At 71.4% G+C, this 23,821-nt stretch carries 21 protein-coding genes; 7 read left to right on the top strand and 14 right to left on the bottom strand.

The genetic code is table 11. From position 1 onward, the window contains the following. Nucleotides 1–21: 21 nt before the first annotated feature. The 7 genes from ACH4U7_RS02980 to ACH4U7_RS02950 form a co-directional block, all read right to left on the bottom strand. Nucleotides 22–1,329: a cytochrome P450 gene (locus ACH4U7_RS02980; protein ID WP_398526253.1), complete on the bottom strand. Its 1,308-nt coding sequence runs from the start codon at nucleotides 1,327–1,329 to the stop codon at nucleotides 22–24. Between the two features lie 197 nt (nucleotides 1,330–1,526). After that, nucleotides 1,527–2,717, bottom strand: a complete 1,191-nt coding sequence (locus tag ACH4U7_RS02975) for an MAB_1171c family putative transporter (RefSeq protein WP_398526252.1) — start codon at nucleotides 2,715–2,717, stop codon at nucleotides 1,527–1,529. Beyond that, the gene (locus ACH4U7_RS02970) at nucleotides 2,710–3,363 is read right to left on the bottom strand and encodes a hypothetical protein (RefSeq protein WP_398526251.1); all 654 of its coding nucleotides are present in this window, start codon (nucleotides 3,361–3,363) and stop codon (nucleotides 2,710–2,712) included. The genes ACH4U7_RS02975 and ACH4U7_RS02970 overlap by 8 nt, the downstream gene beginning before the upstream one ends. Beyond that, nucleotides 3,350–3,877, bottom strand: coding sequence for a helix-turn-helix domain-containing protein (locus ACH4U7_RS02965; protein WP_398526250.1), 528 nt, complete (start codon nucleotides 3,875–3,877; stop codon nucleotides 3,350–3,352). Before ACH4U7_RS02965 ends, ACH4U7_RS02970 begins: the two co-directional genes overlap by 14 nt. Before the next feature lie 235 nt (nucleotides 3,878–4,112). Then, on the bottom strand, nucleotides 4,113–4,289 hold the full coding sequence (locus tag ACH4U7_RS02960; RefSeq protein ID WP_014174380.1) for a hypothetical protein: 177 nt from the start codon (nucleotides 4,287–4,289) through the stop codon (nucleotides 4,113–4,115). A 185-nt stretch (nucleotides 4,290–4,474) separates the two neighbouring features. Beyond that, a complete protein-coding gene (locus tag ACH4U7_RS02955) occupies nucleotides 4,475–5,746 on the bottom strand; it encodes an MFS transporter (protein WP_398526249.1) in 1,272 nt (423 codons plus the stop codon). Between the two features lie 119 nt (nucleotides 5,747–5,865). After that, nucleotides 5,866–6,366: a MarR family winged helix-turn-helix transcriptional regulator gene (locus ACH4U7_RS02950; RefSeq protein ID WP_398526248.1), complete on the bottom strand. Its 501-nt coding sequence runs from the start codon at nucleotides 6,364–6,366 to the stop codon at nucleotides 5,866–5,868. A gap of 120 nt (nucleotides 6,367–6,486) precedes the next feature. Here ACH4U7_RS02950 and ACH4U7_RS02945 point away from each other — a divergent pair, with 120 nt between their 5' ends. Beyond that, on the top strand, nucleotides 6,487–7,977 hold the full coding sequence (locus ACH4U7_RS02945) for a PQQ-binding-like beta-propeller repeat protein (RefSeq protein WP_398526247.1): 1,491 nt from the start codon (nucleotides 6,487–6,489) through the stop codon (nucleotides 7,975–7,977). A gap of 34 nt (nucleotides 7,978–8,011) precedes the next feature. Here the strand turns inward: ACH4U7_RS02945 and ACH4U7_RS02940 are convergent, their stop codons facing one another. Next, a complete protein-coding gene (locus tag ACH4U7_RS02940; protein ID WP_398526246.1) occupies nucleotides 8,012–9,643 on the bottom strand; it encodes a TROVE domain-containing protein in 1,632 nt (543 codons plus the stop codon). Between the two features lie 248 nt (nucleotides 9,644–9,891). Between ACH4U7_RS02940 and ACH4U7_RS02935 the strand changes: the two genes are divergently transcribed. Beyond that, on the top strand, nucleotides 9,892–10,791 hold the full coding sequence (locus ACH4U7_RS02935) for a lysostaphin resistance A-like protein (protein ID WP_398526245.1): 900 nt from the start codon (nucleotides 9,892–9,894) through the stop codon (nucleotides 10,789–10,791). 185 nt (nucleotides 10,792–10,976) lie between these two features. After that, nucleotides 10,977–11,882, top strand: coding sequence for a lytic polysaccharide monooxygenase (locus ACH4U7_RS02930; RefSeq protein WP_398526244.1), 906 nt, complete (start codon nucleotides 10,977–10,979; stop codon nucleotides 11,880–11,882). Here ACH4U7_RS02930 and ACH4U7_RS02925 read toward each other — a convergent pair. From ACH4U7_RS02925 to ACH4U7_RS02905, 5 genes are all read right to left on the bottom strand, one after another. After that, nucleotides 11,845–12,528, bottom strand: a complete 684-nt coding sequence (locus ACH4U7_RS02925) for a nucleoside/nucleotide kinase family protein (RefSeq protein WP_398526243.1) — start codon at nucleotides 12,526–12,528, stop codon at nucleotides 11,845–11,847. The genes ACH4U7_RS02930 and ACH4U7_RS02925 overlap by 38 nt on opposite strands. Next, on the bottom strand, nucleotides 12,525–13,409 hold the full coding sequence (locus ACH4U7_RS02920) for a sugar phosphate isomerase/epimerase family protein (RefSeq protein WP_398526242.1): 885 nt from the start codon (nucleotides 13,407–13,409) through the stop codon (nucleotides 12,525–12,527). Before ACH4U7_RS02920 ends, ACH4U7_RS02925 begins: the two co-directional genes overlap by 4 nt. Before the next feature lie 36 nt (nucleotides 13,410–13,445). After that, nucleotides 13,446–14,231 carry an ATP-binding cassette domain-containing protein gene (locus ACH4U7_RS02915; RefSeq protein WP_398526241.1) on the bottom strand — a complete coding sequence of 262 codons (786 nt, stop codon included), beginning with the start codon at nucleotides 14,229–14,231 and terminating at the stop codon, nucleotides 13,446–13,448. Further along, the gene (locus tag ACH4U7_RS02910; protein WP_398526240.1) at nucleotides 14,228–15,202 is read right to left on the bottom strand and encodes an ABC transporter permease; all 975 of its coding nucleotides are present in this window, start codon (nucleotides 15,200–15,202) and stop codon (nucleotides 14,228–14,230) included. The genes ACH4U7_RS02915 and ACH4U7_RS02910 overlap by 4 nt, the downstream gene beginning before the upstream one ends. A gap of 74 nt (nucleotides 15,203–15,276) precedes the next feature. Beyond that, nucleotides 15,277–16,290, bottom strand: a complete 1,014-nt coding sequence (locus tag ACH4U7_RS02905; protein ID WP_398526239.1) for a substrate-binding domain-containing protein — start codon at nucleotides 16,288–16,290, stop codon at nucleotides 15,277–15,279. Between the two features lie 150 nt (nucleotides 16,291–16,440). On the opposite strand from ACH4U7_RS02905, the gene ACH4U7_RS02900 reads away from it, so the two are divergent. Further along, nucleotides 16,441–17,649, top strand: coding sequence for an ROK family protein (locus tag ACH4U7_RS02900; RefSeq protein ID WP_398526238.1), 1,209 nt, complete (start codon nucleotides 16,441–16,443; stop codon nucleotides 17,647–17,649). A 10-nt stretch (nucleotides 17,650–17,659) separates the two neighbouring features. Beyond that, on the top strand, nucleotides 17,660–18,154 hold the full coding sequence (locus ACH4U7_RS02895; protein WP_398526237.1) for a hypothetical protein: 495 nt from the start codon (nucleotides 17,660–17,662) through the stop codon (nucleotides 18,152–18,154). On the opposite strand, the gene ACH4U7_RS02890 is transcribed toward ACH4U7_RS02895, so the two are convergent. Then, nucleotides 18,133–19,161: a LacI family DNA-binding transcriptional regulator gene (locus ACH4U7_RS02890; RefSeq protein ID WP_398526450.1), complete on the bottom strand. Its 1,029-nt coding sequence runs from the start codon at nucleotides 19,159–19,161 to the stop codon at nucleotides 18,133–18,135. The two genes, ACH4U7_RS02895 and ACH4U7_RS02890, sit on opposite strands and share 22 nt — an antisense overlap. Nucleotides 19,162–19,347: 186 nt before the next feature. On the opposite strand from ACH4U7_RS02890, the gene ACH4U7_RS02885 reads away from it, so the two are divergent. Together ACH4U7_RS02885 and ACH4U7_RS02880 are read left to right on the top strand one after the other, a co-directional pair. Continuing rightward, nucleotides 19,348–21,096 carry a DUF2264 domain-containing protein gene (locus ACH4U7_RS02885; RefSeq protein WP_398526236.1) on the top strand — a complete coding sequence of 583 codons (1,749 nt, stop codon included), beginning with the start codon at nucleotides 19,348–19,350 and terminating at the stop codon, nucleotides 21,094–21,096. Next, nucleotides 21,093–23,792 carry a carbohydrate-binding protein gene (locus ACH4U7_RS02880; protein ID WP_398526235.1) on the top strand — a complete coding sequence of 900 codons (2,700 nt, stop codon included), beginning with the start codon at nucleotides 21,093–21,095 and terminating at the stop codon, nucleotides 23,790–23,792. Before ACH4U7_RS02885 ends, ACH4U7_RS02880 begins: the two co-directional genes overlap by 4 nt. The last annotated feature ends 29 nt before the right edge of the window (nucleotides 23,793–23,821 follow it).

The following is a 23,821-nucleotide window of genomic DNA, read 5'->3' as shown; positions in this document are numbered from 1 at the left end:
AAGCTTGTTCGCTTTCCCCCGCTACCACGCGACGGGAAGCGACATCAAGCCATGTGCGCGAATCGTCGGCCGCCGGCGCAACTCTGTGCGCGAAATGTCCAGATACAGCCCCGGAAGGCGGCTCAACAGGGCGGCCAGCGCCGTTTCGGCCTCCAGCCGGGCCAGCGGGGCACCAAGGCAATAGTGGATTCCATGGCCGAACGCAAGATGCCCCAATCGGCCAAAATCCGGATCAAGTCGGTCCGGTTCCTTGAAATGGCCGGGGTCGCGGTTGGCGGAGGCCAGGGAGAGCAGCACGGTCTCCCCCGCCGGGACCGTCACGCCGCCGATCTCCACGTCCTCGAGCGGAAAGCGGCGGATCGCCAGCGGCGCCGGGCCGTCGTGGCGCGCGAACTCCTCGACCGCCGCCGCGATACCGGCGGGCCGCTCGCGCAGCTCCCGCAGCAGCGCGGGGTGGTCGAGCAGAGAGAGCACCGCGTTGCCGATGAGGTGGGTCACGTTCTCGTACCCCGCCATCAGCAGCAGAAAGGCCAGCGAGGTCAGTTCGTCCTCGGTGAGCCGGTCGCCACCCTCACCGGCGCCACCCTCGCCGAAGCCACCCTCGCCGAAGCCGCCCTCGCCGAAGCCGCCCTCGCCGGCGCCGCCGCCCGCGTCGTCCCGTACCGCGATCAGGTCGGAGAGCAGATCGTCGCCGGGCTCCTCGCGCTTGCTCGCGATCAGACCGGTGTAGAAGCGCAGCATGTTGCCGACCGCCTCCTTCGCCAGATGCGGCCGCTCCGGGTCGGGGGCGATGAGCGCATCGCTCCAGGCGCGGAAGTCCCGGCGGTCGCGCTGGGGGACGCCGAGCAGATCGCAGATGACGGTGATGGGCAGCGGTCCGGCGTACGCGGCGATCAGATCGGCCCGGCCGGCCGGCTCGACGGCGTCGAGGAGTTCGTCCGCGGCGCGCCGGACCGGCTCCCGCATCCGCTCGACACGCCCGGGGGTGAAGGCCTTGGCCACGAGGCGACGCACCCGGGTGTGGTCCGGCGGGTCCATGTTGAGCAGATTGGCGTCCAGGGCGGGCGGCAGGGCGAATCCGCGGAAGTTGCCGGGCAGCGCGTTGCTCTTGTCCAGGGACAGCCGGGGGTCGGCGAGCGCCCGCCGCACATCGTCGTAGCGGGTCACCAGCCAGGCGGGCCGCCCGTCCGGACCCGGGATCCGGTGGACGGGGCCCGCCTCGCGCAACTCGGCGTACGCGGCGTGTGGATCCGCCAGCAGCGCACGGGTGTCGAACGGCTCTGGCGGGCCGGGAACAGCGGTGTTCGCGGTGTTCGCGGAGTTCTGCATGGCTCCCGACTCTAGGGCCTGGTCCGTGACGCCCCGGTCGGTCAGAGCCAGTCTCTCGACCGGTCTTCGAGCTCGGCCCGGGCAGGGTGACGCATGGTGGCCGAGAGGCGGCGCCGGGGCTGAATCTCCCCGGCGCCGCCCTGTGCCACGGGCGGCCCCGACCCCCGTCCAGGGCCACCTCGCTCTCGGTCCCCCTATCACTGCCGCTGGGCGGCGGTCCGTCCGCCCAGCTCCTCAAGCACCTCGTCGACGAGCGGCTGGTGATACACATCGGCGACGCGCGCCAAGTGCTCATGCTCCTGGCCCGGCCCGGCGCCCGTCTCGACCACCACGCTGTCAGCACCGGGCACCGGCAGGCGCCCGGCCGCTTGGTTCAGCAAACCGCGTCGGAGCGCCGCCGCTTCCATGAATGCAACAAGTTGCCAATCCCCGAGTCCGGCAGTACGCCCCTTGACACGGGCGATCTCCAGGGCCTCGGCCTCCACATGGCGCCGGACACCGCGCTGTACGTCCCGGATCTCCGCCATCTGACGGTTGGCCCGCCACTCCAGATCGGCGAACGGCCACCAGCCGGTCCAGCCGTGGCGCCCCATGGGCATGGCCACTTCGGGCGCCTGGGCGGTGACCTCGCGCCACAGCGGGTTCAGCCGGCGGAGCCTGCGCCAGGCGGAGACACGCGGCCCGAGCGCCGGGATGGCGAACCCGGCCAGAACCAGCAGCGCGGCGACCGAAGCGGTCAGCGGCGCCACTCCGTTGGACAGCCAGGGCAAGTCCCGGCCCGCCCAGGAGAAGAGAAAGCCGATCACCTTGCAGGCGCAGTACGCCAGGCCCAGCCAGCACCCGGCGGCCAGCACCCGCAGCCCCCGGGCGAGCCAGGAGCCGCGCAGGGTGGACGCGTAGCGCCGGCACAGCACCCCGAGCCCGGCCAGACCCGAACCGAAAATGGCCAGATACAGCACCAGGAAGGTGACAACTCCCGGCGCGTCCGCGTATGCGGTGCTGAAGTCGCGGGGGTGCTCGACGGCGTCGGGGCGGCCGACGGCGAAGCCGATGACGGCGACCGACCACGCCGCGCCGACGGCGGTCACCACCGTACGGGGCCGCACCGCCGACCCGGTCCAGCGCAGCATCAGCACCAGGGCGCCGGTGGCGAACACCACCACCGAGGAGTAGAGGAGGACCATGGCCAGATTGGCCACGCCCACCAGGCGGTCGAACCAGCGGTAGACACTCGGCGCGGACAGCAGGAACACATTCGCCACACCGGCCGTCATAACGCAGGTCAGGCCCAGGTCGGCGTTCTGCCGGTCGCGGAACCAGGCGCGCGCCTTGTACGCGACGATCGCCCACGCGGCGGCGCCGAAGCACAGGTAGACGACGTCAAACACGCGCGCCCCCGCCCTCGCCACCGGTCCCGCCCGTCCGTGCACCGCGAACATGCCGCAGCGCGGGCCCGAGCGCGGCGGCGAGCTCGGCCGCCCGCCCCTCGAGCGGCAGTCCGTCGTCGGGCGAGGCCGGCACCACGTGCTCCATGAGGAGGGTGCCCAGCACCTCGGTCTCGCGCTCGGTCAGGTCGTCGTAGCAGTGATGGCGCGCGAAGTCCGCGGTCATCCCCAACCGCCGCATGGCGGTGGTGACATCGACCGACGGCGCCCACATGCGCAGCGCGTCCTCGGTGACGGCGGGGTCCTGGTCGTGGCCGAGCAGGAGGTGCCCGACCTCGTGCAGCACGATATGGGTCTGGTGCCAGGGGGACGTCCGCAGTTCGTAGAAGATCCAGAATCCGTCGTCGGTGCTCGCCGTCATGCCGGAGACGACGCCGCCCAGGCTCATCGGCACCAGGTGGACGGGACGGCCCACACGGCCCGCCACGAGGTCGCACAGACCCGGCAGGTCGGTCGTAGCCGGCAGCCCGAGCTCCTTGATGAGCTGCTTGCACCGCCGCCGTATCCGCCCCACTCGCATGCCCGTACCGTCCTCGTCTCCGATCCGCCGCCAGGACTGGAACAGCCGATCCTGGTCACCGTCGGCCACTGGGCGCCCCGTCGTCGGGATCCCGTGGGCCGCCCGGACCGCCCGGACCGCCGGCGTCGGCCGGGTCGGGCGGGAGGTTCATCTGCTGTCGGAACTGGGAGATGATCGCGGCAAGGCTGTCCTGCACCTCCGGTGGCAGGCCCACCGAGCGCAGCGCGATACCGCGCACCCGCTTGTCGCGCATCGCGACGAGGAACCGCACCTCTTCCTCGACCCGCTCGGCCTGCGACGGGGACAGGTCCCCCAGCAGATAGCCGACGGGCACGGCGAAGAACTTTGCCAGAGCCCGCAGCACGTCCGGGCTCGGGTTGGTGCGCTTGCCGTTGCGCAGCATGGAGAGGTACTGCTCGGTCAGGCTGACCCCGCCGTACTCGTCGCCGCCGCTGATGGCCTCGGCCACATGGGCATTGGTGTAGGGCGCGCCCGGCGGGTGCATGGTGGCGAACAGGTAGTTGAGCCGCCGTGCCAGCGGGCTGCCGTCGGCCTCCGGCGACCCATGGGTCCCCACTGCCATCCGCACCCCCTCCTGCTGGTCACGGCGCATTCACTCACGGTTGGTTAAGGCGGACTCGGCCGCGCGATGCATCCTGCCATGGGCATCGGGCGGCGCACCAGCCCACCCCCGGCCGACCATGGCCGGGGCGGACTTAACCAGCAGTTGAGGAGCGCGAGCGCTGAGAGAGGGGCACAAAAGGGAAATATCCTTGTGCCGTCGCGCCGGGCGCGTGAGTTCAGGGGCGCTTGCCGCGTCAGTCCACGCTCTGGAGGATGTGCGGCTCGGCCAGGTCGTCCTCGTACCCGGCGAGCCGGATCGGGGCTGATCTCGCCCAGACTTCCAGGCTGCCCACCTCCGTCGGCTCCGCGAACGCGAACCGCTCGCGGTCCTTGGTCGGCGAATCGTCGCTCTGTGTCTTCTCGGGGGTCACCGCACACTCCCTAGTGTCGGCTGAACCGGATGTGTCGCCAGGTTAACGAGATCCAGAACGCCGTGCGCGTTGATTCCCAAGGAGTGGACACCCCGTCCCGGGACCGCGGGCCGGTGGCCGGCCGCCCGCGCCGCGACGCACCAGGCCACGAGGGGGTCGCGGGCGGGGGCCGCCGGACGGGTGACTCAGCTCGCGGAGCCCACGTCCTCGGCGAGCGCGTCCCGCTCCAGCCGCTCCACGCGGTTCTCGGCGGGGGTGTGCAGCGCCGCCTCGGCCGCCTGGGCCCGCTCGGCGTCCGCGAGCAGGGAGTGGCCGGTCGACAGGACGGCCAGACCGACCAGGACCGCGACCGCCCCGACGTAGAACGGCACATGCACGTCGTAGTGCTCGGCCAGCCGGCCGGCGGCGTACGGCGCCAGACCGCCGCCGATGAACCGGACGAAACCGTAGGCGGCGGAGGCCACCGAGCGCTCGACCGGGGCGACGGTCATGACGGCCTGGGTGGTGATGGTGTTGTTCACGCCGATGAAGGCGCCGGCCAGGATCACCGCGGCGATCAGCGTCGTCCGGGACGAGGTGAACAACCCGATCACCAGGATGTCCAGGGCGAACAGCGCCAGGTTCAGGTAGAGGGCGCGGGCTATGCCGAGGCGGGCCTGGAGCCGGGGCGCGACGAACACGGAGAAGATCGCGACCAGCACGCCCCAGCCGGTGAAGACATAGCCGAGCTCATGAGTGCCCAGCTCCATGGGGTACGGGGAGTAGCCGAGGACGGTGAAGAAGCCCCAGTTGTAGCAGAGCGCCATCAGGCCCATGGTGAGCAGCCCGCGGTGGCGGAGCGCCTTGAGCGGATCGAGGAGCGAGGCGCGGCGGGCCGGGGTCGGGGTCGGCTGGACCAGGACCAGGGTGGCGATCAGCGCGATCGCCATCAGCACGGAGACGCCGAAGAAGGGCCCGCGCCAGCTGATCCCGCCCAGCTCGCCACCCAGCAGCGGGCCGACGGCGATGCCGACGCCGAGCGCGGTCTCGTAGAGGATGATCGCTCCGGCGAACCCGCCGCTCGCCGAGCCGACGATCACGGCGAGCGAGGTGGCGATGAACAGGGCGTTACCCAGGCCCCAGCCCGCGCGGAAGCCGACGATGCCGCTGATGCTCCCGGACGCGCCCGCGAGTGCGCTGAACACCACGATGACCGCCAGGCCCGCCACCAGGGTCCGCTTGGCGCCGATGCGGCTGGAGACGAAGCCGGTGACCAGCATGGCGACGGCGGTGACCACCAGGTAGCTGGTGAACAGCAGCGACACCTGGCTGGGCGTGGCGTGCAGCTGGCTGGACAGGGCGGGCAGGATGGGGTCGACGAGCCCGATGCCCATGAAGGAGATCACGCAGGCGAAGGCCACGGCCCATACGGCCTTCGGCTGCCGGAACGGACTCGGGGCGCTGGGATGAGCGGACAAGGTGTACTCCCGGATAGGAATGCGTTCTGTGAATGCGCCCTCGGGGGATGCGGCCGGGGGCGGCGAAACGGGGTGACGGCGCGACACGCGCCGGGGACGACAGGAGGGGTGACGGACCGTCAGCTGGGGGGCGTCGCAGGGCGGCCGCCCGGGCCTGCCACGCTCGCCACGAGGCGCCGCAGCACGGGCGCGGCCGAGCCGACCGCGGCGGCCAGCGTCGCCTGATCCTCGGCCGGGAGCGCGGCCAGCAGGCCGGACAGGCGCGTGACACGGTCCCGGCGCCGCTCGGCGAGCAGCCGCCGCCCGGCGTTGGTGATGGACACGAGCACGGCCCGGCCGTCGTCCGGGTCGGCGCCCCGGACCATCAGCCCCTGCTTGGTCAGGCGCTGCACCAGCTGAGTCATGGCGGGCTGGCTCACTCCCTCGTCGGCGGCGAGGGCGGTGAGCCGGGTGGGGCCCTCGCGGGCCAGCCGGCCGAGGGCGGAGGCGGCGGTCATGCTGATGTCCCGCTTGCCCAGTTGGCGCACCGCGAGCACCGCCAGCTGTTCCAGGACGTCGGCGATCTCCTCGCGCCGCTCGCGGCCGACCGGAACCTCACCCGCTATAGCTGCATCACCCATGTATTCATTTGTATCACACACCTATATAAATGAACGAGCCCTCGTACGCCGCCCGGCCGGCACCCGGGGTTAAGGTCTGCTGCGCGCCGTACGCGCGCTGATCACAGCTGTGGGGGGATCGTGTCGATTTCGCGTACCGTCAAGCCCATCGCCTTGCCCCTGGCGGGGGTCTTGGTGTCCTGCGCCGTGGTGTTCCACTGGCTGGGCTGGTCCGCGCTGTCCAGCGAGTCGAACGGAGCGTGCGGGGGCCGGTACGACCCGTGCCCCGAAGGGCTCACGCCGGTGCTCATCCTCGCGTTCGTCTTCACCTTCGCCGGTGCCTTCGGGGTGATCACCGCCGTCGCGTTGAACAGCGGATCGCTGGCCACACCCTGGATGGTGTCGCTGGTCGTGGTGGGCCTGGCCGGCGGCGTATGGCCGGGCGTGCTCGGGTACGAATGGCTGCGCGGGCCGCACCTGGACGTGGCCTGGGAGGCGCCCCGGGACCGCCCCTCCTCCGTGCGGGCCGTCGGTGACTGGATGCCGGGGCCGTCCACCCTCATCAGGGCGCGCAACGACGGGCTGTTCGCCTACGACACCTCGGACGGCACCCGGCGGTGGACCGTCCCGGCGCCCGAGCGGAGATCGGTGTGCACGATGAGCCGTACCACGCCGTCCGCCATCGGTCTGGTGGGCCTCGGGCGGTACGAGAAGCCCTGCGACACCGTGATCGCCGTCGATCTGTCCTCCGGCCGCACGCTGTGGACGAAGAAGATCAGCGCCGATGACTCCGTCACCCGGGCCACCGAGGCCCGGCTGGTCGGCGCCGGTGACACCGCGGTGGCCCTGGAGCAGAAGGCGGTCGTCGGGCTCGGGCTGCGCGACGGGGCGGCCAGGTGGCGCAGCCCGCTGGACCGCAACTGCGAGGCCCTGGCCGTCGACGCGACGCCCGAGCGTGCCCTGGTCATGGAGCAGTGCACCAACACCGACGGGGCGAACCCCAAGATGCGGCTGTCCGCCCTCGACCCCCGGTCCGGCGCGTGGCAGTGGCACAGCACGCTGCCGACGGAGAGCAAGTGGAAGGCGCTGTTCATGCTCTCGGCCGACCCGATCGTCGTGTATGTGGACGAGGACGACGACCGCGGGACCGACGCGGTGATCAGCTTCGACGACAAGGGGCGGCGGCAGGCCGTGATCCCCCGGTCCGGGCCGGAGGACGACCTCAACTTCGAGGTCATGCCGTACGGCTACAGCCAGCCCTTCGACGCCCGGCCGGTCTTCCGGTCGGTGGTGACCAAAGGGCTGTTCATCACCGCTGTCGGCCCGACGGACAAGGACGCTCCCGAGGACGTCGCCGCGTACTCGCTGAAGGACGGCAGGCGCGTCTGGAAGACATCGCTCGGCGCGGCCGTCGCCGCCCTGACACAGGACCGCGCGGGAGACCTCGATCTCCTGGCCGGTGGCGGCGTATGGCGTCTCGACCCGGCCACCGGTGAGAAGCACGGCAGAACCCCGCTGCGCGGCGCGCCGGTCGGCGACGTCCTCGCCCTGCACCGGGTGAAGAGCGGCCGGTACGTGATCGTCAACTCGAACGGGGCGGAGGACGCGCCACCGGTGTTCGCGGTCAAGTAGCCGAGGACGCGACCGCCGCAGCCCTGCCGCGCCCTCAGCCCTCCCAGGGCCAGCGGGCGTTCCGGCCGGTCTCCAGGAGCGGGATCATGCGGAAGGCATGGTCCGTCAGGCCCCCGAACGCATGGCGGTTGCCACCGCCCGAGGGCATCGCCCCGGCCCGGTAGCCCGCCATGTTCCACATGTAGACCGGCACTTCGGCGGGCACCAGGTCGTCGATGTGCGTCTCGGGCATACCGCCCCACTGGCCGTGGCAGTTCGACGGCAGCCAGCCGGGGCGGGTCTGCTCATCGGTGACGATGACGATCCGGTCGTGACCGGCGTAGTGCTTCTTGACCGCGGAGGGGATGTCGGTGCCGTTGATCCGCCCGAACTCCTCCATGAGCCGCAGCGCGCTGCCGCCCTGGGACACCTTGAGCCGCCGGCTGCTCATGCCGAACTCGACCAGCGTCGGGGCCTCGGCCCGCACCGCGAGGCCCGCTCCGAACACCGCGGCCTGCTCGGCGAGCGGGATGTCCGAGGTGTTCGGGGTGGAGTATCCGTAGCCGGGGAACATCGACGGCGACCGGTCGATCAGGATCAGCGTCCGGCCGGGCAGCGACGGCACATTGGACAGCGAGGCGTTCAGCGCCTTCTCCAGGGCGTGGCCCCAGCGCAGCGACCGGGTGTGCTTGTACGCCGCCCAGAACCGGAACGGGAACATACGCGACCGCGCGACCTGCGCGGGGTCAGCGATACGCGCGGCCACCTGCTCGGCGACCTCGTCCGAGACACCGGCCTCGTCGAAGTTGCGCAGATTGCGCACCAGCGCCATCAGGCCCATGGCCGGGATGGCCGCTTCCCAGGCCGCCTTGTCCATCGGCCCCTGAAGCCAGCCGGCCAGCCGCTCCCAGGTGAACCCCGCGCCCGCGAGCCCGCCCGGGGCGTTGACCAGCGAGGGGTCGAGCACATATGCCCGGCGGTCCGGTACCGGAAGCGCGGAGAGCTCGGCCGCGGCCCGCAGCACGGTCAGGCTCCCGGGGATCTCCGTGTCGCGGCCGTGGCGCCGGTCGAGGGCGTGCTTGAACAGGTCGCCCTGCCACGGCTTGTCGTCCGCCGGACGGGCGTGCACGAGGCCCAGCACATCGCCGAACCGGAAACCCTTGGCGGCGGTGTCGTACTTGAGCAGCGACCGCTCGTCATAGAGGCGCCGTACCGCGTCGGCCACGCCGCGCTTGACGGGCTTGGGCAGCGCCCGGCCGTACCGGCCGGTCCAGTAGCCGAGCATCTCCCCCGGCTCGTCGGCGCGCCGCAGCACCGAGTCCACGACCTGCCGCGAGTGGCCGGGCGCCGCCGCGTCCAGGCGCGCCCTGACGTACTCGGCGGCGCCCACCAGGGACGCGGTACGCATATTGCCCCCGCGGCGCAGCCAGCCCAGCAGCCGGGCGGTCCACTCCGGGTCCTCGACGGCCAGCTTCCGCACCAGGTGGCGGTAGCGGTCGTCGCGGTCGTCGCCCTGCTCGTAGAAGGTGTCGGTACCGACCATGTTGGACACCGCGAGGAGGAACAGCTCGCTCTTGTCGTCGCGGAGGTATCCGGTCGCGCCCTCGTGGGTGGCCGCCCGCTCCCCGGTGGTGGTGATCGGTGAGACGGCCGCCCGGCGCGTGGCACGGGTGTTGAAGCGAGCCATGAGATTTCCCCCTCGTACTGGATGTCCTGGTGAAGTGGCCCCCGCCTGCGCACCTGGACGCGTTCACTGTAGCGACGACGGCCCTGGACACCGAACCGATTAACGGCCCGGGCCCCTCCCCCGTACGAGCCATCGCCACCTCCCGCCACCGGGGGAAAAGCATTTCGCTCCGCGCAGCGATGTGGGCCCGTACCGGCCAATGACACGTTGGTGCGCGGATCCGGTTCGGCTGTGAAGGAAAGGCGCGTATGTCGAAGACTCGTATGTCGAAGACGAAGAGGAACAGAGGGGTCGTGGCGTTTCTCGCCATCACCTGCGGCGGTACCTGGCTGTGGCTGTGCGTGGCCCACGGTGTCCTGGGCCTGTCGGCGCTGAACCCGCTGCTGCAGCTGCCGGGTTTCTGTATGCCGGGGATCGCGGCGATCGTCGTACGGCGGTGGGTCACCCGGGAGGGGTTCGCCGACGCGGGGCTTCGGCCGCGTCTGCGGGCCGCCTGGCCGTACTACCTCGCCGCCTGGCTCGGCCCGCTCGCCCTGGCCGCGGTGACCATGGCGCTCGCGGCCGCCCTGGGCGTATGGCACCCGGATCTGTCGCCGCTCGACGAGCTCGCACCGGGGGTGGCGAGGTGGCCGGCGCTGCTGGTCCTGATGCTCGTCGTGCCGCTGCTCACCCCGGTGTACTGGGGCGAGGAGTTCGGGTGGACCAGCTATCTCCGGCCGCGGCTGTTCGGTGGCCGCGTCCTGCCGTCCGTGGTGGCCACGAGCCTCATCTGGGCGGTGTGGCACTACCCGCTCGCCTTCATCGGCTATGCCGACTTCGAGAACGTGGCGCTCGGCCTGCTGGTCTGGACCGTGTCCTTGCTGTGCCAGGAAGTCGTCCTGGCGTGGCTGTATCTGCGCAGCGGCACCGTCTGGGTGGCGAGCCTGGCGCACGCCGGGAACAACATGGTGCTCTTCCTGCTCACCGGCCAGTTGCTGAGCGACGGGGCCGACGGCCTCGGTGCGATCGCGACCATGCTCCTCACCACGGTTCCGGTGGCCGCGCTGGCCGGGTGGCTCGCGTGGCTCTCCCGCCGCCGGGCAAGGGCGTTGAACGCACCGCCCGCGCGCCGCGTACTCCAGGGCGCGGGCGGGCCTGCCCGCCGCTAGGGCCTGTCGTCAAAGGGGCGCCCTGCTCCCGACGCCTGGCACGGCGCCTCGCTGCGTTGTCGCACCGCCCGAGTACGCCCAGTACGAGGACGATGCTCCGCCGCTGCGAGGCACCGCACCAGACGCCGCTCGCGGCCGGCCGCCCCCTTTGACGACAGACCCTAGGGCCAGAAAGGCTGCATCGAATGACCGCACATCGCACTGCCGCCGTGGCCGCCCTCCTCGGGGCGGCCCCGGTCCTGTTCATAACGCTGGCCGCCGGGCCCGCGCAGGCGCACGGCGCGCCGACGGCCCCGGTCAGCCGGACGGTGGCCTGCTCCCCCGAGGGCGGCGAGAACTCCCGGTCGGCCGCGTGCCGGGCGGCCGTCGCCGCCGGTGGGGTCCCGGACGAGTGGGACAATCTGCGGGTGGCCGGGGTGGCCGGCCAGGACCGGCAGAAGATTCCCGACGGGAAGCTGTGCAGCGGGGGGCTCGACGTATACAAGGGGCTCGATCTGGCCCGCGCCGACTGGCCCTCGACACGGCTGACCGCCGGTGCGGACCTCACCCTCACCTACCGTTCGACCATCCCGCACACCGGGACGTTCGAGCTGTATCTCACCAAGGAGGGCTACGATCCCACGCGGCCGCTGAAGTGGTCCGACCTGGACGCGAAGCCGTTCGCGACGGCCACCGACCCGGCCCTGGTCGACGACGCCTACCGCATCAAGGCCAAGCTGCCCACCGACCGGACGGGCCGTCAGCTCCTGTTCACCATCTGGCGGAACACCAGCACGCCCGACACCTACTACTCGTGCTCCGATGTGGTGTTCGGCGGAGCCGAGGACACGGCAGGCAAAAAGGCCCCGGCCGAGGGCGGCCAGACCGACACCACAGAACGCCCCGCCAAACCCACTGGCACCCCCACCAACACACCCACCGGCGAAAGCACCGCCGAAAACACCGGCACCGACACGGGTGAGGACACCGACCGCGCCGACGCCACCGAGAACACCCCGGTGACGCTGTACGCGGGCGGCGCGGCGGCGCTCGCCGTCGGTGCGGGCGTGGTGGTCACCCTGCGACGGCGGCGCCCCCGACGTCACCGGTGACGACGAGGTCGGCCCGGTACCTGGTGCCGGCCACCAGGTCGGCGTTGCGCTGGTCCGTGCCCAGGCTCCAGGCCACCGCCGCGGCGTGGTCCTTGCCGAACCGCTCGTGGCGGGCGACGAGCCGGCGCAGCCGTTCGGCCTCGTCCAGCTCGCAGTACCAGACCTCGTCGAGCTGCGGCCGTACCCGGGCCCAGTCCCCCTCGTCGTACAGCAGGTAGTTGCCCTCGGTGATGACCAGCCGGGCGGTGCGCGGTACGGGGATGCTGCCCGCGATCGGCTGCTCCAGCTCCCGTTCGAAGCCCGGCGCGTACACCACGTCGTCCTCGTCCTGGTGCAGCCGGCGCAGCAGCGCGGCGTAGCCCGCCGCGTCGAAGGTGTCCGGGGCGCCCTTGCGGTCGCGGCGGCCCAGGCGGTCGAGCTCGATATCGGCGAGGTGGAAGCCGTCCATCGGCACATGGGCGACCCGGTCGCCCACGCCCTCTCCCCCGTCCTCGGCCGGGCCGTCGCGCAGCGCGGTCAGCAGGTGTTCGGCGAGGGTGGACTTGCCGGCCCCGGGGCTTCCGGTGATCCCGAGAACGGCGCGCCGCCCGGGCCGCACCAGGGCGCGGGCGCGGGCCGCGAGATCCTCGATCGTCATCGGCGTCATCGACCGCGGCCGCTCACGGCGAGTTGGTTGGTGATGAAGGCGTGGGCGTGGCGGGCCAGGTCCTCGCCGTCGGACCACAGGTCGCGCCAGACGGCGAGGTCGTTGGACAGGCCCTGGGCGACCACGGCGGAGGAGAAGGACTCGAAGGTGATCGGGCCGCGGTAGCCGATATCGGCGAGCGCGTGGAAGAAGGCCGTGAAGTCCAGGTGTCCGGAGCCGAGGTAGCCGCGGTGGTTCTCGCCGATGTGGACATAGCCGAGCCGGTCGCCCACCTCGTGCACCGGCCGGATGAGATCGTCCTCTTCGATGTTCATATGGTAAGTGTCCAGGTGGATCAGGACGTTGTCCGCACCGATGTCATCGGCCAGCGCGAGGGCGTCGCGGGCGGTGTTGATGACGTTGGTCTCGTAGCGGTTGCAGATCTCCAGGCCCAGCGTCATGCCGAGGCCCGCCGCCTCCTGGGCGAGCCGCTTGAGCACGGTGACGGCGTTGCGCCGGCCGGCCGCGGTGAGGGGGCCCGCGTACTTGCCGAGAGCGCTGTAGAGCGCGCCGGTGAAGTGTGTTCCGCCCAGGCCGTGGGTGACGGCGAGGGAGCTGTGCAGCAGGCGCTCACCACGCTCGACCACGGCAAGGTCATCGCTGGAGACATCGGCGTCGAAGGCGAGGCCGCGGGAGCAGGCGACCCGCAGTCCGGCGTCCTCCAGCTGGCGGCGCGCCGCAGGGACATCCAGCGAGTCCGAGTCGTGCAGCGAGAGTTCGAGGAGGTCGAAGCCGGTGGCCTTGGTCTTGTCGATGGCGTACGTGAGCGATTCGGGCGAGGTGTCGCCCGCCCATACGAGGGCGTGCACGCCGATCGGGTTGGCCTGGGTCACGGTGGTCATGAGCGGTGTTCCTTTGGGTGGCTGGTCGATGAGTGGCTAGGCGGCCTGCGCGCCGGTGATGAGCGCGACGATCTCCTCGCCCGTGGTCTCCGCGGTCCGGCGGCCCGCGACGCAGCGGCCGGACCGCATCACCCAGACCTGGTCGCTGAGCCGCAAGACCTGCGCGAAGTTATGGCTGATGAGCAGCACCGCATGGCCGTCGTCGCGCAGCTTGAGGATGAGCTCTTCGACGCGCGCGGTCTCCTGGACGCCGAGGGCCGCTGTGGGCTCGTCCATGATGACCAGCTGCGAGCTGAACCCGGCCGCCCGGCAGATGGACACGGCCTGGCGCTGGCCGCCGGACAGCCGCCGCACCCGTGAGGTGACCGCCGGGACGTTGACGGCGAGGGTGGAGACCATCTCCTGGGCGCGGCTCTGCATGGCCTTGCGGTCGAGGAAGGACACCGGTCCGATGCGGCGGACGATCTCGCGGTTGAGGAAGAGGTTCTGCCAGACGGTGAGGTCTTCGACCAGCGCGAGGTTCTGGTGGACGGTCTCGATGCCGGCCTCGCGGGCGTCCTCCGGCGAGCCGAAGTCGACCTGCGCTCCGTCGAAGAGGATGCGGCCGCTGTCGGGACGGTGGATTCCGGACACGCACCGTACGAGGGTGGACTTGCCCGCGCCGTTGTCGCCGACCAGCGCGGTGATCTCACCGCGGCGCAGGCTGACGGACACGTCGACGAGGGCGCGTACGCTGCCGAAGGACAGCGAGACGTCCTCGCAGCGCAGCAGTTCGTCCGAGGCGGTGGCCGCGGTCTGGGGCGCGGACTTGACGGTCGTCATCGCTGAAACCTCATCAGGAAGGCCGCCAGCACCACGACGATGCCGACGGACAGCGGCTGGTAGAACTGGGAGACGCCGAGCAGGGTCAGTCCGTTGACCAGCGCGGTCAGCAGCAGTGCGCCGATGACCGGGCCGATGACGGTGGCCCGGCCGCCGAACAGGCTGACCCCGCCGAGGACCACGGCGGCGACCGAGTTCAGCAGGAAGGACGTGTTGGCGGCGGGTTCGGCGGCCCCGACCCGCGCGACCAGCAGGATGGAGGCGAGCCCGGCGAGGAGTCCGGCGACGGCGTACACCGCGATCTTGATGCGTGCGGTGCTGATGCCCATCGCGGTGGCCGATTCGGGCGATCCGCCGGTGGCCAGCAGATGGGTGCCGAACCGGGTGTGGAAGAGCACCACATGGGCCACAATGGCGACGGCCGCGGCGATGATGAACATCCAGCCCAGGATCCCGATGCCGTTGGTGGACAGCTTCAGCAGGGCCGGTTCGATGACGGTCACGGGCTTGCCGTTGGAGACGATGAGGGCGAGCCCCGAGGCCGCCGACAGCATGCCGAGCGTGACGATGAAGTCGGTGATCTTGCCGCGGGCCACCACGAAGCCGTTGAGCAGTCCGGCGAGGGTCGAGGCGGCCACGGCGACGGCACAGGAGGCCGCGAGCCCCCAGCCGGCCGAGTACGCCTGGCCGAAGCCGACCGCGCCCAGGGTCATGGTGGAGGCGATGGACAGATCGATGCCCGCGGTGGCGATGACGAAGGTCTGTCCGACCCCCAGAATGATCAGGATCGCGGCGGCCTCCAGCATGGACTGGATGTTGCCGGTGCTCAGAAAGGTCGGGTTGGCGGCCTGAAAGACCACCACGAGCACGATGAGCCCGACCAGGGCCGCCCAGTCGGCCCAGAAACCGATGTCACGCAGGCGCGTGGGCCAAGTGTCACGGTCGGGTGCCGCGAGCGTTGCGTTTGCCATGTGTGTCCTCCTGGCGATGGCGGGTGGCGTGGTACGCCACCCGCCCGCCGGATGCGTCGCTGTTGGGGACGGCCCTAGCGCAGGAGCTGCTTGAACGGGTCGTCGTAGGTGCCGAAGGGCTTGGGCGTGGCGGCCAGGGCCTTACCGGCGTTGTCCTTGGTCACGAGTTCCACCGGGGCCTTGACGTCGGCGGGCAGCTTCTTGCCCTTGGCGGCCGCCTGGCACGCCTCGACGCCCATCAGGCCGATGGCGTACGGGTACTGGGCCACGGTGGCGTCCAGGGTGCCGGACTCGACGGCCTTCAGCGCGTCCTTGACCCCGTCCACGCTGATGACCTTGACCTTGCCGGTCTTGCCCGCGTTGGCGATGGCGCGGGAGACGCCGAGGCCCATGTCGTCGTTGGCCACGAAGAAGCCGGACAGGTCCTTGTTGGCGCGCATCACATCAGTGGCCTTGGTGAGGGCTGTCTGCCGGTCCCAGTCGGCGGCCACCGTCTGGACCACCTCCAGCTTGCCGCTCACGCCCTTCTTGAACCCCTCGACGCGGGCCGCGCTGGTGACGTCACCGGCGATGCCGCCGATGACGGCGACCTTGCCGCCCTTGGGCAGCAGTTCCGCCATCCGCTTGCCGGCCATCTCGCCGGCCGCCACGTTGTCGGTGCCGATGTAGGTGGCCGGGGTGGCGCTCGCCGCCTTGGCCGCCTTGGCGTCGACGGGGTTGTCGATGTTGACGATGGTCTTCTTCTTCGCGGCGAGCTTGGCCAGCCCCTGGACCAGGTTGGAGCCGGAGATCGGGTTGACGATGAAGCAGCCGTAGTCCTGGCCGGCCAGCCCGTTCAACTTGTCGGCCTGGCCGGTGGTGTCGGTGATCGAGTTCGCGGCCTGCACGGTCGTCGACAGCTTCTCCGACTTGGCCTGTGTCTCGATGCCCTGGCGCATGCTCTGGAAGAACGGGTTGTCCAGCCCCTTGATCACGGCGGCGACCTTGGTGCTGCCCGACGCGCCCGTGTCGCCGGATCCACAGCCGCTCAGGACCAGGGCTCCGGCCACGACGGCGGCAGCGGTGGCGACAACGCTCCCTCTTCTCACGGTGGCTTTTCTCCGCATCAGGCGTCCCTTCCGATGGTGATGCGGCTGAAAGTAGCCCCCGTTTATGAGATCGAGCAACCCTTCTTTCAACTTTTTCCGTCACAAGATTGCCATCTTCCGTCCACTCACACCCATGGCTAGAGTGTGCGAGTGGACACCATCAACGCAGGCGCTCTCCGGACCGGGATCGCTCTCGGCGATGTTCTCGCCCTGTTCCGCGATGTCGACGAAGGCCTGACCAAGGCGGATGTGGTGCGTCTTACGGGGCTCTCACGGACCACCGTCAACCAGCGTCTCGACAGCCTCCTCGGCGCCCAACTCCTCGTCCCCGCACCGGAGGACGCGCGCACCCGCGGCCGCCCCGCGAGCCGATTCGTCGTCAACCGCCACCGCGGGGTGCTGCTGGTGGCCGACATCGGCGCGACCGGGCTGCGCACCGCCGTATGCGACCTGGGCGGGGAGGTACGGGCGGAGCGCGAGGCCCCCTCGGATGTGACCGCCGGGCCGTCGGCCGTGCTGGCCCTCGTCGACGAGCTGTTCGGCCGGCTGCTCAAGGAGACCCGGCACGAGGAGTCGGACGTCCTCGGCGTGGGCCTCGGGGTGCCCGGCCCGGTGGACTTCGGCACCGGGCGCGTGGTCAGCCCGCCGATCATGACCGGCTGGGACCGTTATGACATCCCCGGCTGGTTCGCCCCGCGCTACGACTGCCCGGTGCTGGTGGACAAGGACGTCAACGCCATGGCGTACGGCGAACACCGGCTGCGCTACCCCGACACCGCCCATCTGCTCATGGTCAAGATCGGCACCGGCGTGGGCACCGGCATCATCGCCGGCGGCCGGATCCACCGGGGGGCGGACGGCGCGGCCGGGGACGTGGGCCATATCCAGGTCACCGTCGAGGATGTCGCCGAGCCCCCGCTGTGCCGCTGCGGAAACACCGGCTGCGTGGAGGCCTACGCCGGCGGCTGGGCCCTGGTCCGGGACCTCAGGGAGGCCGGTTACGAGGTGACCACGGTCGACGACGCGGTACGGCTCATCCGCTCCGGCGACATCACCGCCGTACGGCTCGCGCGCCGCGCCGCCCGCATCCTGGGGGGCGCCATCGCCGACGCGGTCAATATGTTCAACCCCCGGGTCATCGCCATCGGCGGTCAACTCGCCCACACCGACGAGCAGTTGTTCGCCGGCATCCGGGAGGTCGTATACGGCCGCTCGCTGCCGCTGGCCACCCGCAACCTCCAGATCGTGCGCAGCGAACTGGATCCGCACGCCGGCATCCTCGGCCTGTCCCAGCTGCTGACCGACGGCATCTACGCACCGGAGCGGGTCAGACAACTCGTCGAGGGCACCGCCTCTTAGGATGCGGGCCATGGACATCGAGCTGGACCCGCCGCACGGCATCACGGGCTTTCCCCTCGGCATGCCCGCGGACGACCTCAAGGCCGCGGCAGCGGAGCTGGGCAGGATCAAGGTCCGCAACGACGGCTCCGCGGTGCGGTTCCGCTCGATGAAGGTGCTCGCGCTGCACCCGCAGTTCGAGATCGTCTTCCATCTCGAGGACGGCAAGACCCTCGGCGCCGCGGAGGTGTGGATCCCCCGCCCCGGCCCCGAGGACATCACCGTCCGCTTCCGCGGTATCGACGTCTTCCGCACCCCGGCCCGGGAGTTGCCGGGGCGGCTGGCGGCGATGGGCCTGACGGTCCTGGACGAGACCTTGTACGTGTATCTGCCCGGGCTCTCCCTCGGCTTCACCCGGGTGGCCGGTCATGAGGTCCCGCTGGACACCGATGGCGAACCGCTGTATTTCCAGGCGGTGTTGACCGGTCCGACCGGCTACTACGACTACAAACTGTCCGACGGCTGAGTGGGCGGTCCGCTGCTCTCGCGGACGACGAGTTCCGTGGCGACCTCGACCCGCGTGGTCTCGGGCTGTTCACCGGCGAGCAGTTGGAGGACCATCCGGGCGGCGAGCGCGGTCATATCGGCGAGCGGGGTGCGCACGGTCGTCAGCCGCGGGGTGACCCAGTCGGCGAAGGGCAGATCGTCGAAGCCGACCACGCTCAGGTCCTCGGGGATACGCAGACCGAGGGTGGCGGCCGCGCGGAAGGTGCCGAGGGCCTGGTGGTCGCTGCCCGCGAAGATGGCGGTGGGCCGCCGGTCCAGCGCGAGCAGGTCCAGGGCGTGCCGGTGGGCGAGGTCATGCGTGAAGTCGCCGTACCGTACGAGCTCCGGGTCGAAGGGCAGCCCGGCCTCCTCCAGCGCCGAGCGGTAGCCGTCGGCGCGGGCGCGTGAGGTGAGGCGCCGTTGCGGGCCGCTGATGATGGCGATACGGCGGTGGCCGAGCTCGATCAGATGGCGGGTGGCGGCCAGCCCGCCGGGCCAGTTGGTGGCGCCCACCCACGGCACACCGGGCGCGGGCTCGTCGACCGGGGCGACCAGCGCGAAGGGGATGGAGAGCCGGCGCAGCTCCTCGTGTTGCGCAGTGGTCAACTCGGGTACGACCAGGATCGCGCCGAGGGTGGGCCGGGTGGCCAGGGAGTCCAGCCACTGGCGGGCCAGCCGGGTGCGGCCGTGGGTGGCCGAGACGACCAGGCTCATGCCGACGCCGTGCAGGACCTCCTCCGCGCCGCGGATCAGCTCGACCGCCCAGGGGCTGTCCAGTTCGTTGATGACGAAGTCGATCAGCCCGCCGCGCAGCACCGCCGAGGCCGCGGGGCGGTGCCGGGCGAGATAGCCGTACCGCTCCAGAAGCCGTTGGACCTTTGCTCTGGTCTTCGAGGAGACATCGGATCTGTTATGCAGCACCTTTGAGACGGTAGAGACCGAAACACCCGCCTCCTTCGCTATCTCGGCCAAAGTCGCCCCCGCCATTTCGTCCCCAGCCGTTGACCCCATCCGATGTTTCTCCTACCTTTCGGGACGATCTCGGTGTTGCGAAAACTATCGCAACATCAGCTCCCCGGCATTGAGGTGGTCTTCGATGAACCGATGGGGTCCCGGTGTTCTTATGCGCCCAGCGCTTTCCGCGCTTCGAACTCATGGCGGAGCCGAGAAGGGATGACCGACCGCGACGCGTTGCAGGGGTTCGCACGCCGTCTCACCGAGCCGCTGCTGCCGCACTTCAGCGAGGGCCGGGCCAGGCTCAGGCTCGGCGTCAACACCGCCATCCACGACGACACGGCCGCCGAACTGGAGTCCTTCGCCCGGCCCCTGTGGGGGCTCGCGCCGCTCGCCGTGGGCGGCGGGGCCTTCGAGCACTGGGGCCACTGGGTGCAGGGCCTGGCCACCGGCACGGACCCGAACCACCCCGAGTACTGGGGCGAACCCGGCCCCCACGACCAGCGGATCGTCGAGATGGCCGCGATCGGCTTCGCCCTGGCGCTCGCCCCCGACCGGCTGTGGGACCCGCTCAAGGGGCCCGAGCGGGACCGGGTCGCGCGCTGGCTGCGCTCCGCCCTCGACCGCCCCACCACCGAGAACAACTGGCTGTTCTTCCCCGTCCTGATCGGCCTCGGCCTCGACCGGGTCGGCGTGTCCTACGACCACGCCCCGATCCGGGCCAGGCTGGACCGGCTGGAGTCCTTCGCGCTCGGCGACGGCTGGTACGCGGACGGACCCACCGAGCGCCGTGACTACTACGTGCCGTGGGCGATGCACTTCTACGGGCTGCTGTACGCGGCGCTCGCCGGTGAGCGCGACCCCGAGCGCGCGGTGCGCTTCCGGATGCGCGCCTCACTGTTCGCGGGGGACTTCCAGCACTGGTTCGCGGACGACGGGGCCGCCGTCCCGTACGGCCGCAGCCTCACCTACCGCTTCGCGCAGGCCGCGTTCTGGGCCGCGCTGCCGTACGCCGGGGTCGAGGCGCTGCCGTGGGGCGTGGTCAAGGGGCATCTGCTGCGCCATCTGCGCTGGTGGCGGCGGCGCCCGGAGGCCGTGGGCGAGGGCCTGCTGTCCATCGGCTACGGCTATCCGCAGCCCGCGCTCGCCGAGCAGTACAACGCCCCCGGCTCCCCGTACTGGGCGATGAAGTCCTTACTGCCCCTCGCGCTCCCCGCGAACCATCCCTTCTGGACCGCGCCGGAGCTGCCCGCCCCGGCCCTCGCCCCCGTCAGCGCCCAGCCCCACGCGGGCGCGGTGCTGATGCGCGCGGACGGTGAGGTCACGCTGCTGGCCGGCCGGCAGCACCACGCGTGGGTGCGGCACGGAGCCGAAAAGTACGCCAAGTTCGCGTACTCGACCCGGTTCGGCTTCAGCCTGCCCTCGGGTCCGCTGGGCCTGGAGCAGGGGGCGTACGACTCGATGCTCGCCCTGAGCGACGACGGCAACCACTACCGCGTCCGCGAGGAGCCCGGCGCCACACAGATGGCCGGGGACACCATCCGCTGCACCTGGCACCCCTGGCCGGACGTCGAGATCACCACCTGGCTGACCGCCGCCCCGCCCTGGCATCTGCGCACCCATCGCATCCGCACCGGGCGCGCCCTGCACACCGCCGAGGGCGGCTTCGCGATCGACCGGGACCCGGGCCTTACCCGGCAGGCCTGCGCCGGGCGGGCCAGAGCCTGGGGGCCGGCCGGGCTGACCGGTCTGATCGACAGCGACGGGCAGCGCACCGGGCGGGTCGTCGACGCTCTGCCCGGCACCAATGTGCTCGCCCGGCGCACCGCCCTGCCCACGCTCATCGGACAACTGACGCCCGGTGAGCACTGGCTGCGGTGTGTCGTGCTCGGCACCGCCGCGGGACCGGAGGGCGAGGCCGCCTGGAGGCGCCCACCCGCACACCCCACCATGGGAGGCAGTACATGAGATCCGCGTTCAGGATCGTGTCCATGGTCGCCGCGGCAGCGGCGGCCCTGGCCACGACATCGTTCCCCGGGGCCGCGGCGGCCGACACCGCGGCCGGCGCGTCCCGGGGCCATACGTACCACGTCGCCACCTGGGGCGCCGACCGGGCGGACGGCAGCGCGGCGCACCCGCTGCGCACCATCGGCCGCTGCACCGAGCTGGTCCGGCCCGGGGACACCTGTCTGATCCACCGCGGCCGCTACCGCGAGCGCGTCGCCCCGCCCTCGGGCACCAAGGACGCGCCGATCACCATCGCCGCGTACGGGGACGGCACCGTCACCGTCGACGGCACCAGGACCGTGACGGGCTGGCGGGACGCGGGCGACGGGCTGGTCGCCACCGAGGTGGACCTGCCGCTCGACCCCAGCGAGAACGCCCTGTTCGTCGACGGCGAGCGGGCCATGGAGGGGCGCTGGCCCAACTCGGGGCCGGATCCGCTCAATCCGTCCTGGGCCGTGGCCGAGCGGACCTCCACCGATCAGCACATCGACGACCCCGACCTGCCGGCCGGCGACTTCACCGGCGCCACCGTCCATCTGTGGGCCGGGTCCAACCCCTGGAGCCAGCAGACCGGCACGGTGACCGCCACCGCCACCGGCGCGCTCGACTTCAAAGGCGGCAACTACCGCTGCACCCCGTTGTGCATGGGCAACCAGAACTACCGCAACTACTACCTGGTCGGCGCCAAGTCCACCCTCGACCAGCCGGGCGAGTGGTACTACGACAAGGACGCGAAGCGGCTGTACCTGGTCCCGCCCAAGGGCGGCCTCGCGGGCCACACCGTGACCGCGAAGTACGAGAGCTGGGGCGTGGACCTGGCCGGCAGCTCGTATGTCACCGTCCGGGGGCTCGATCTGTGGGGCACCTCGCTGCGCACCGGCGACACCAGCACGGGCGTGCTCGTCGAGGCATTGCGGGCGCGCTACATCTCCGAGTTCTCGACCCTGCCCATGCCGCGCGACGACGAGCTGGCCATCCCGCCCTTCGAGGGGCATATCGTCGCCGCCCGGGTGCTGGGCTCGGGGGTGCAGATCCGCGGCAGCGGGAACACCCTGCGCGACAGCGATATCGGGTACTCCGCGGGCACCGGCGTGCTGCTGCGCGGCAGCGGGAACACCGTGACCAACACCTACATCCACGACGTCGGCTGGATGGGCAGCTACACGCCCGGTATCGAGATCAACGGCAGTGGGCAGACCGTCACCCACAACACGATCCGGCGCACCGGCCGGGCGAGCATCGACACCGCCTGGCAGCTCAACGGGGTGCCCTTCCACGACAACCGCATCGCCTACAACGACCTGTCCGAGGCCATGCGCACCTCGCGTGACGGCAGCCCGTTCTATGTGTGCTGCAACCTGGACGCCAAGGGCACCAGCGTCGACCACAACACCGTCCACGACGCCGACGGCCAGGTCGGCTACTACATCGACAACTCCTCGAGCAACTTCCTGCTGCACCACAACGTGGCGTACAACACCGGCTCCCGCGGCACGTTCTTCAACGGCCACAGCAGCGTCAGCCTCGGCAACCGCGACCATCACTCCACCTACGGCCTCGGTGTCTCCACCGCCGTCCGGCTGAGCGGCGCGACCGACGCCTCGGGCACCTACGTCAGCAACGACGTGGCGCTCGCGCCGATGGACATCACCGGGCCGGGCGACCCGGCCCCGGTGGTGCGCAGCAACCTGCTGCCGCCCACCGACCCGGGCTACACCGACGCGCGCAACGGCGAGCTGTGGCCGCGCGAGGGCTCGCCCGTCATCGACGCCGGCGAGACCGTGGACGGCGTGACCACCAGTGTCCGGGGCGCGGGCCCCGACCAGGGGGCGTATGAGTACGGCGCGCCGATCTGGTCGTCCGGCTGCAATCTGCCGGGCTGCCAGTCGCGGGTCCGCAACGACGGCTGGAAGGCCACTGCCTCCGACGGCACCGACGCCTCGGCCGCCGTGGACGGCGTCCAGACCACCCAGTGGAAGGGGACGGCCGCACAGGCTGCGGGCCAGTCACTCACGCTCGACCTCGGCGCGGCCAAGACCTTCGACCGGCTGTCGATCGACGCCGGTATGGACGCCACCGGCCACCCGTACGGCTTCGCCGTGTCCGTCAGCGACGACGGCAGCCACTGGGGCGCCCCCGTCGCCCGGGTCGGCGGCCGCTCCTTCACCCAGGACGCGGTGTTCCCGCAGCAGACCGCGCGCTATCTGCGCGTCGAGCTGACGGCCCCCGGCGAGGTCCCCTGGGCGGTCAACGAGATCCGGCTCTACGCGGACGGCCCGGACGCCGCGGCCACCCTCCAGGCCGAACAGGCCACTTCCGTACGCGGAGCCGAGCGGGGCGACGCGGCCACCGGAGTGCTCGGCTCGGGCGACCGGATCGGCTTCCGCGGGGTGCGGTTCGGCGCGGGCGCGGACAAGCTGACCGTACGGCTGGCCTCCGCCGGCTGCGGCCGGGGCTGCTCGCTGCAACTGCGGCTCGACGCCCCGGACGGCCGGGTGGCCACCACGCTGCCGGTGCCGGACACCGGCTCCACCGACACCTGGCAGGAGCGGTCGGTGGCGCTCCCCCGCACCGTCACCGGCACGCATGATGTCTATCTCGTGGCCACCGGCGGCCCCCGGGTCGCCGCCCTCGACTGGCTGACGCTGCGCCGCTGATGTCCAGTTGGTGTCTGCTGGGGCGGGTC

Origin of the sequence: Streptomyces sp. NPDC020845, assembly GCF_044334165.1 — a bacterium.
GTDB lineage: Bacteria > Actinomycetota > Actinomycetes > Streptomycetales > Streptomycetaceae > Streptomyces.
The sequence above is the reverse complement of the archived record's forward strand: the minus strand, read 5'-3'. Positions and strand labels throughout refer to the sequence as shown.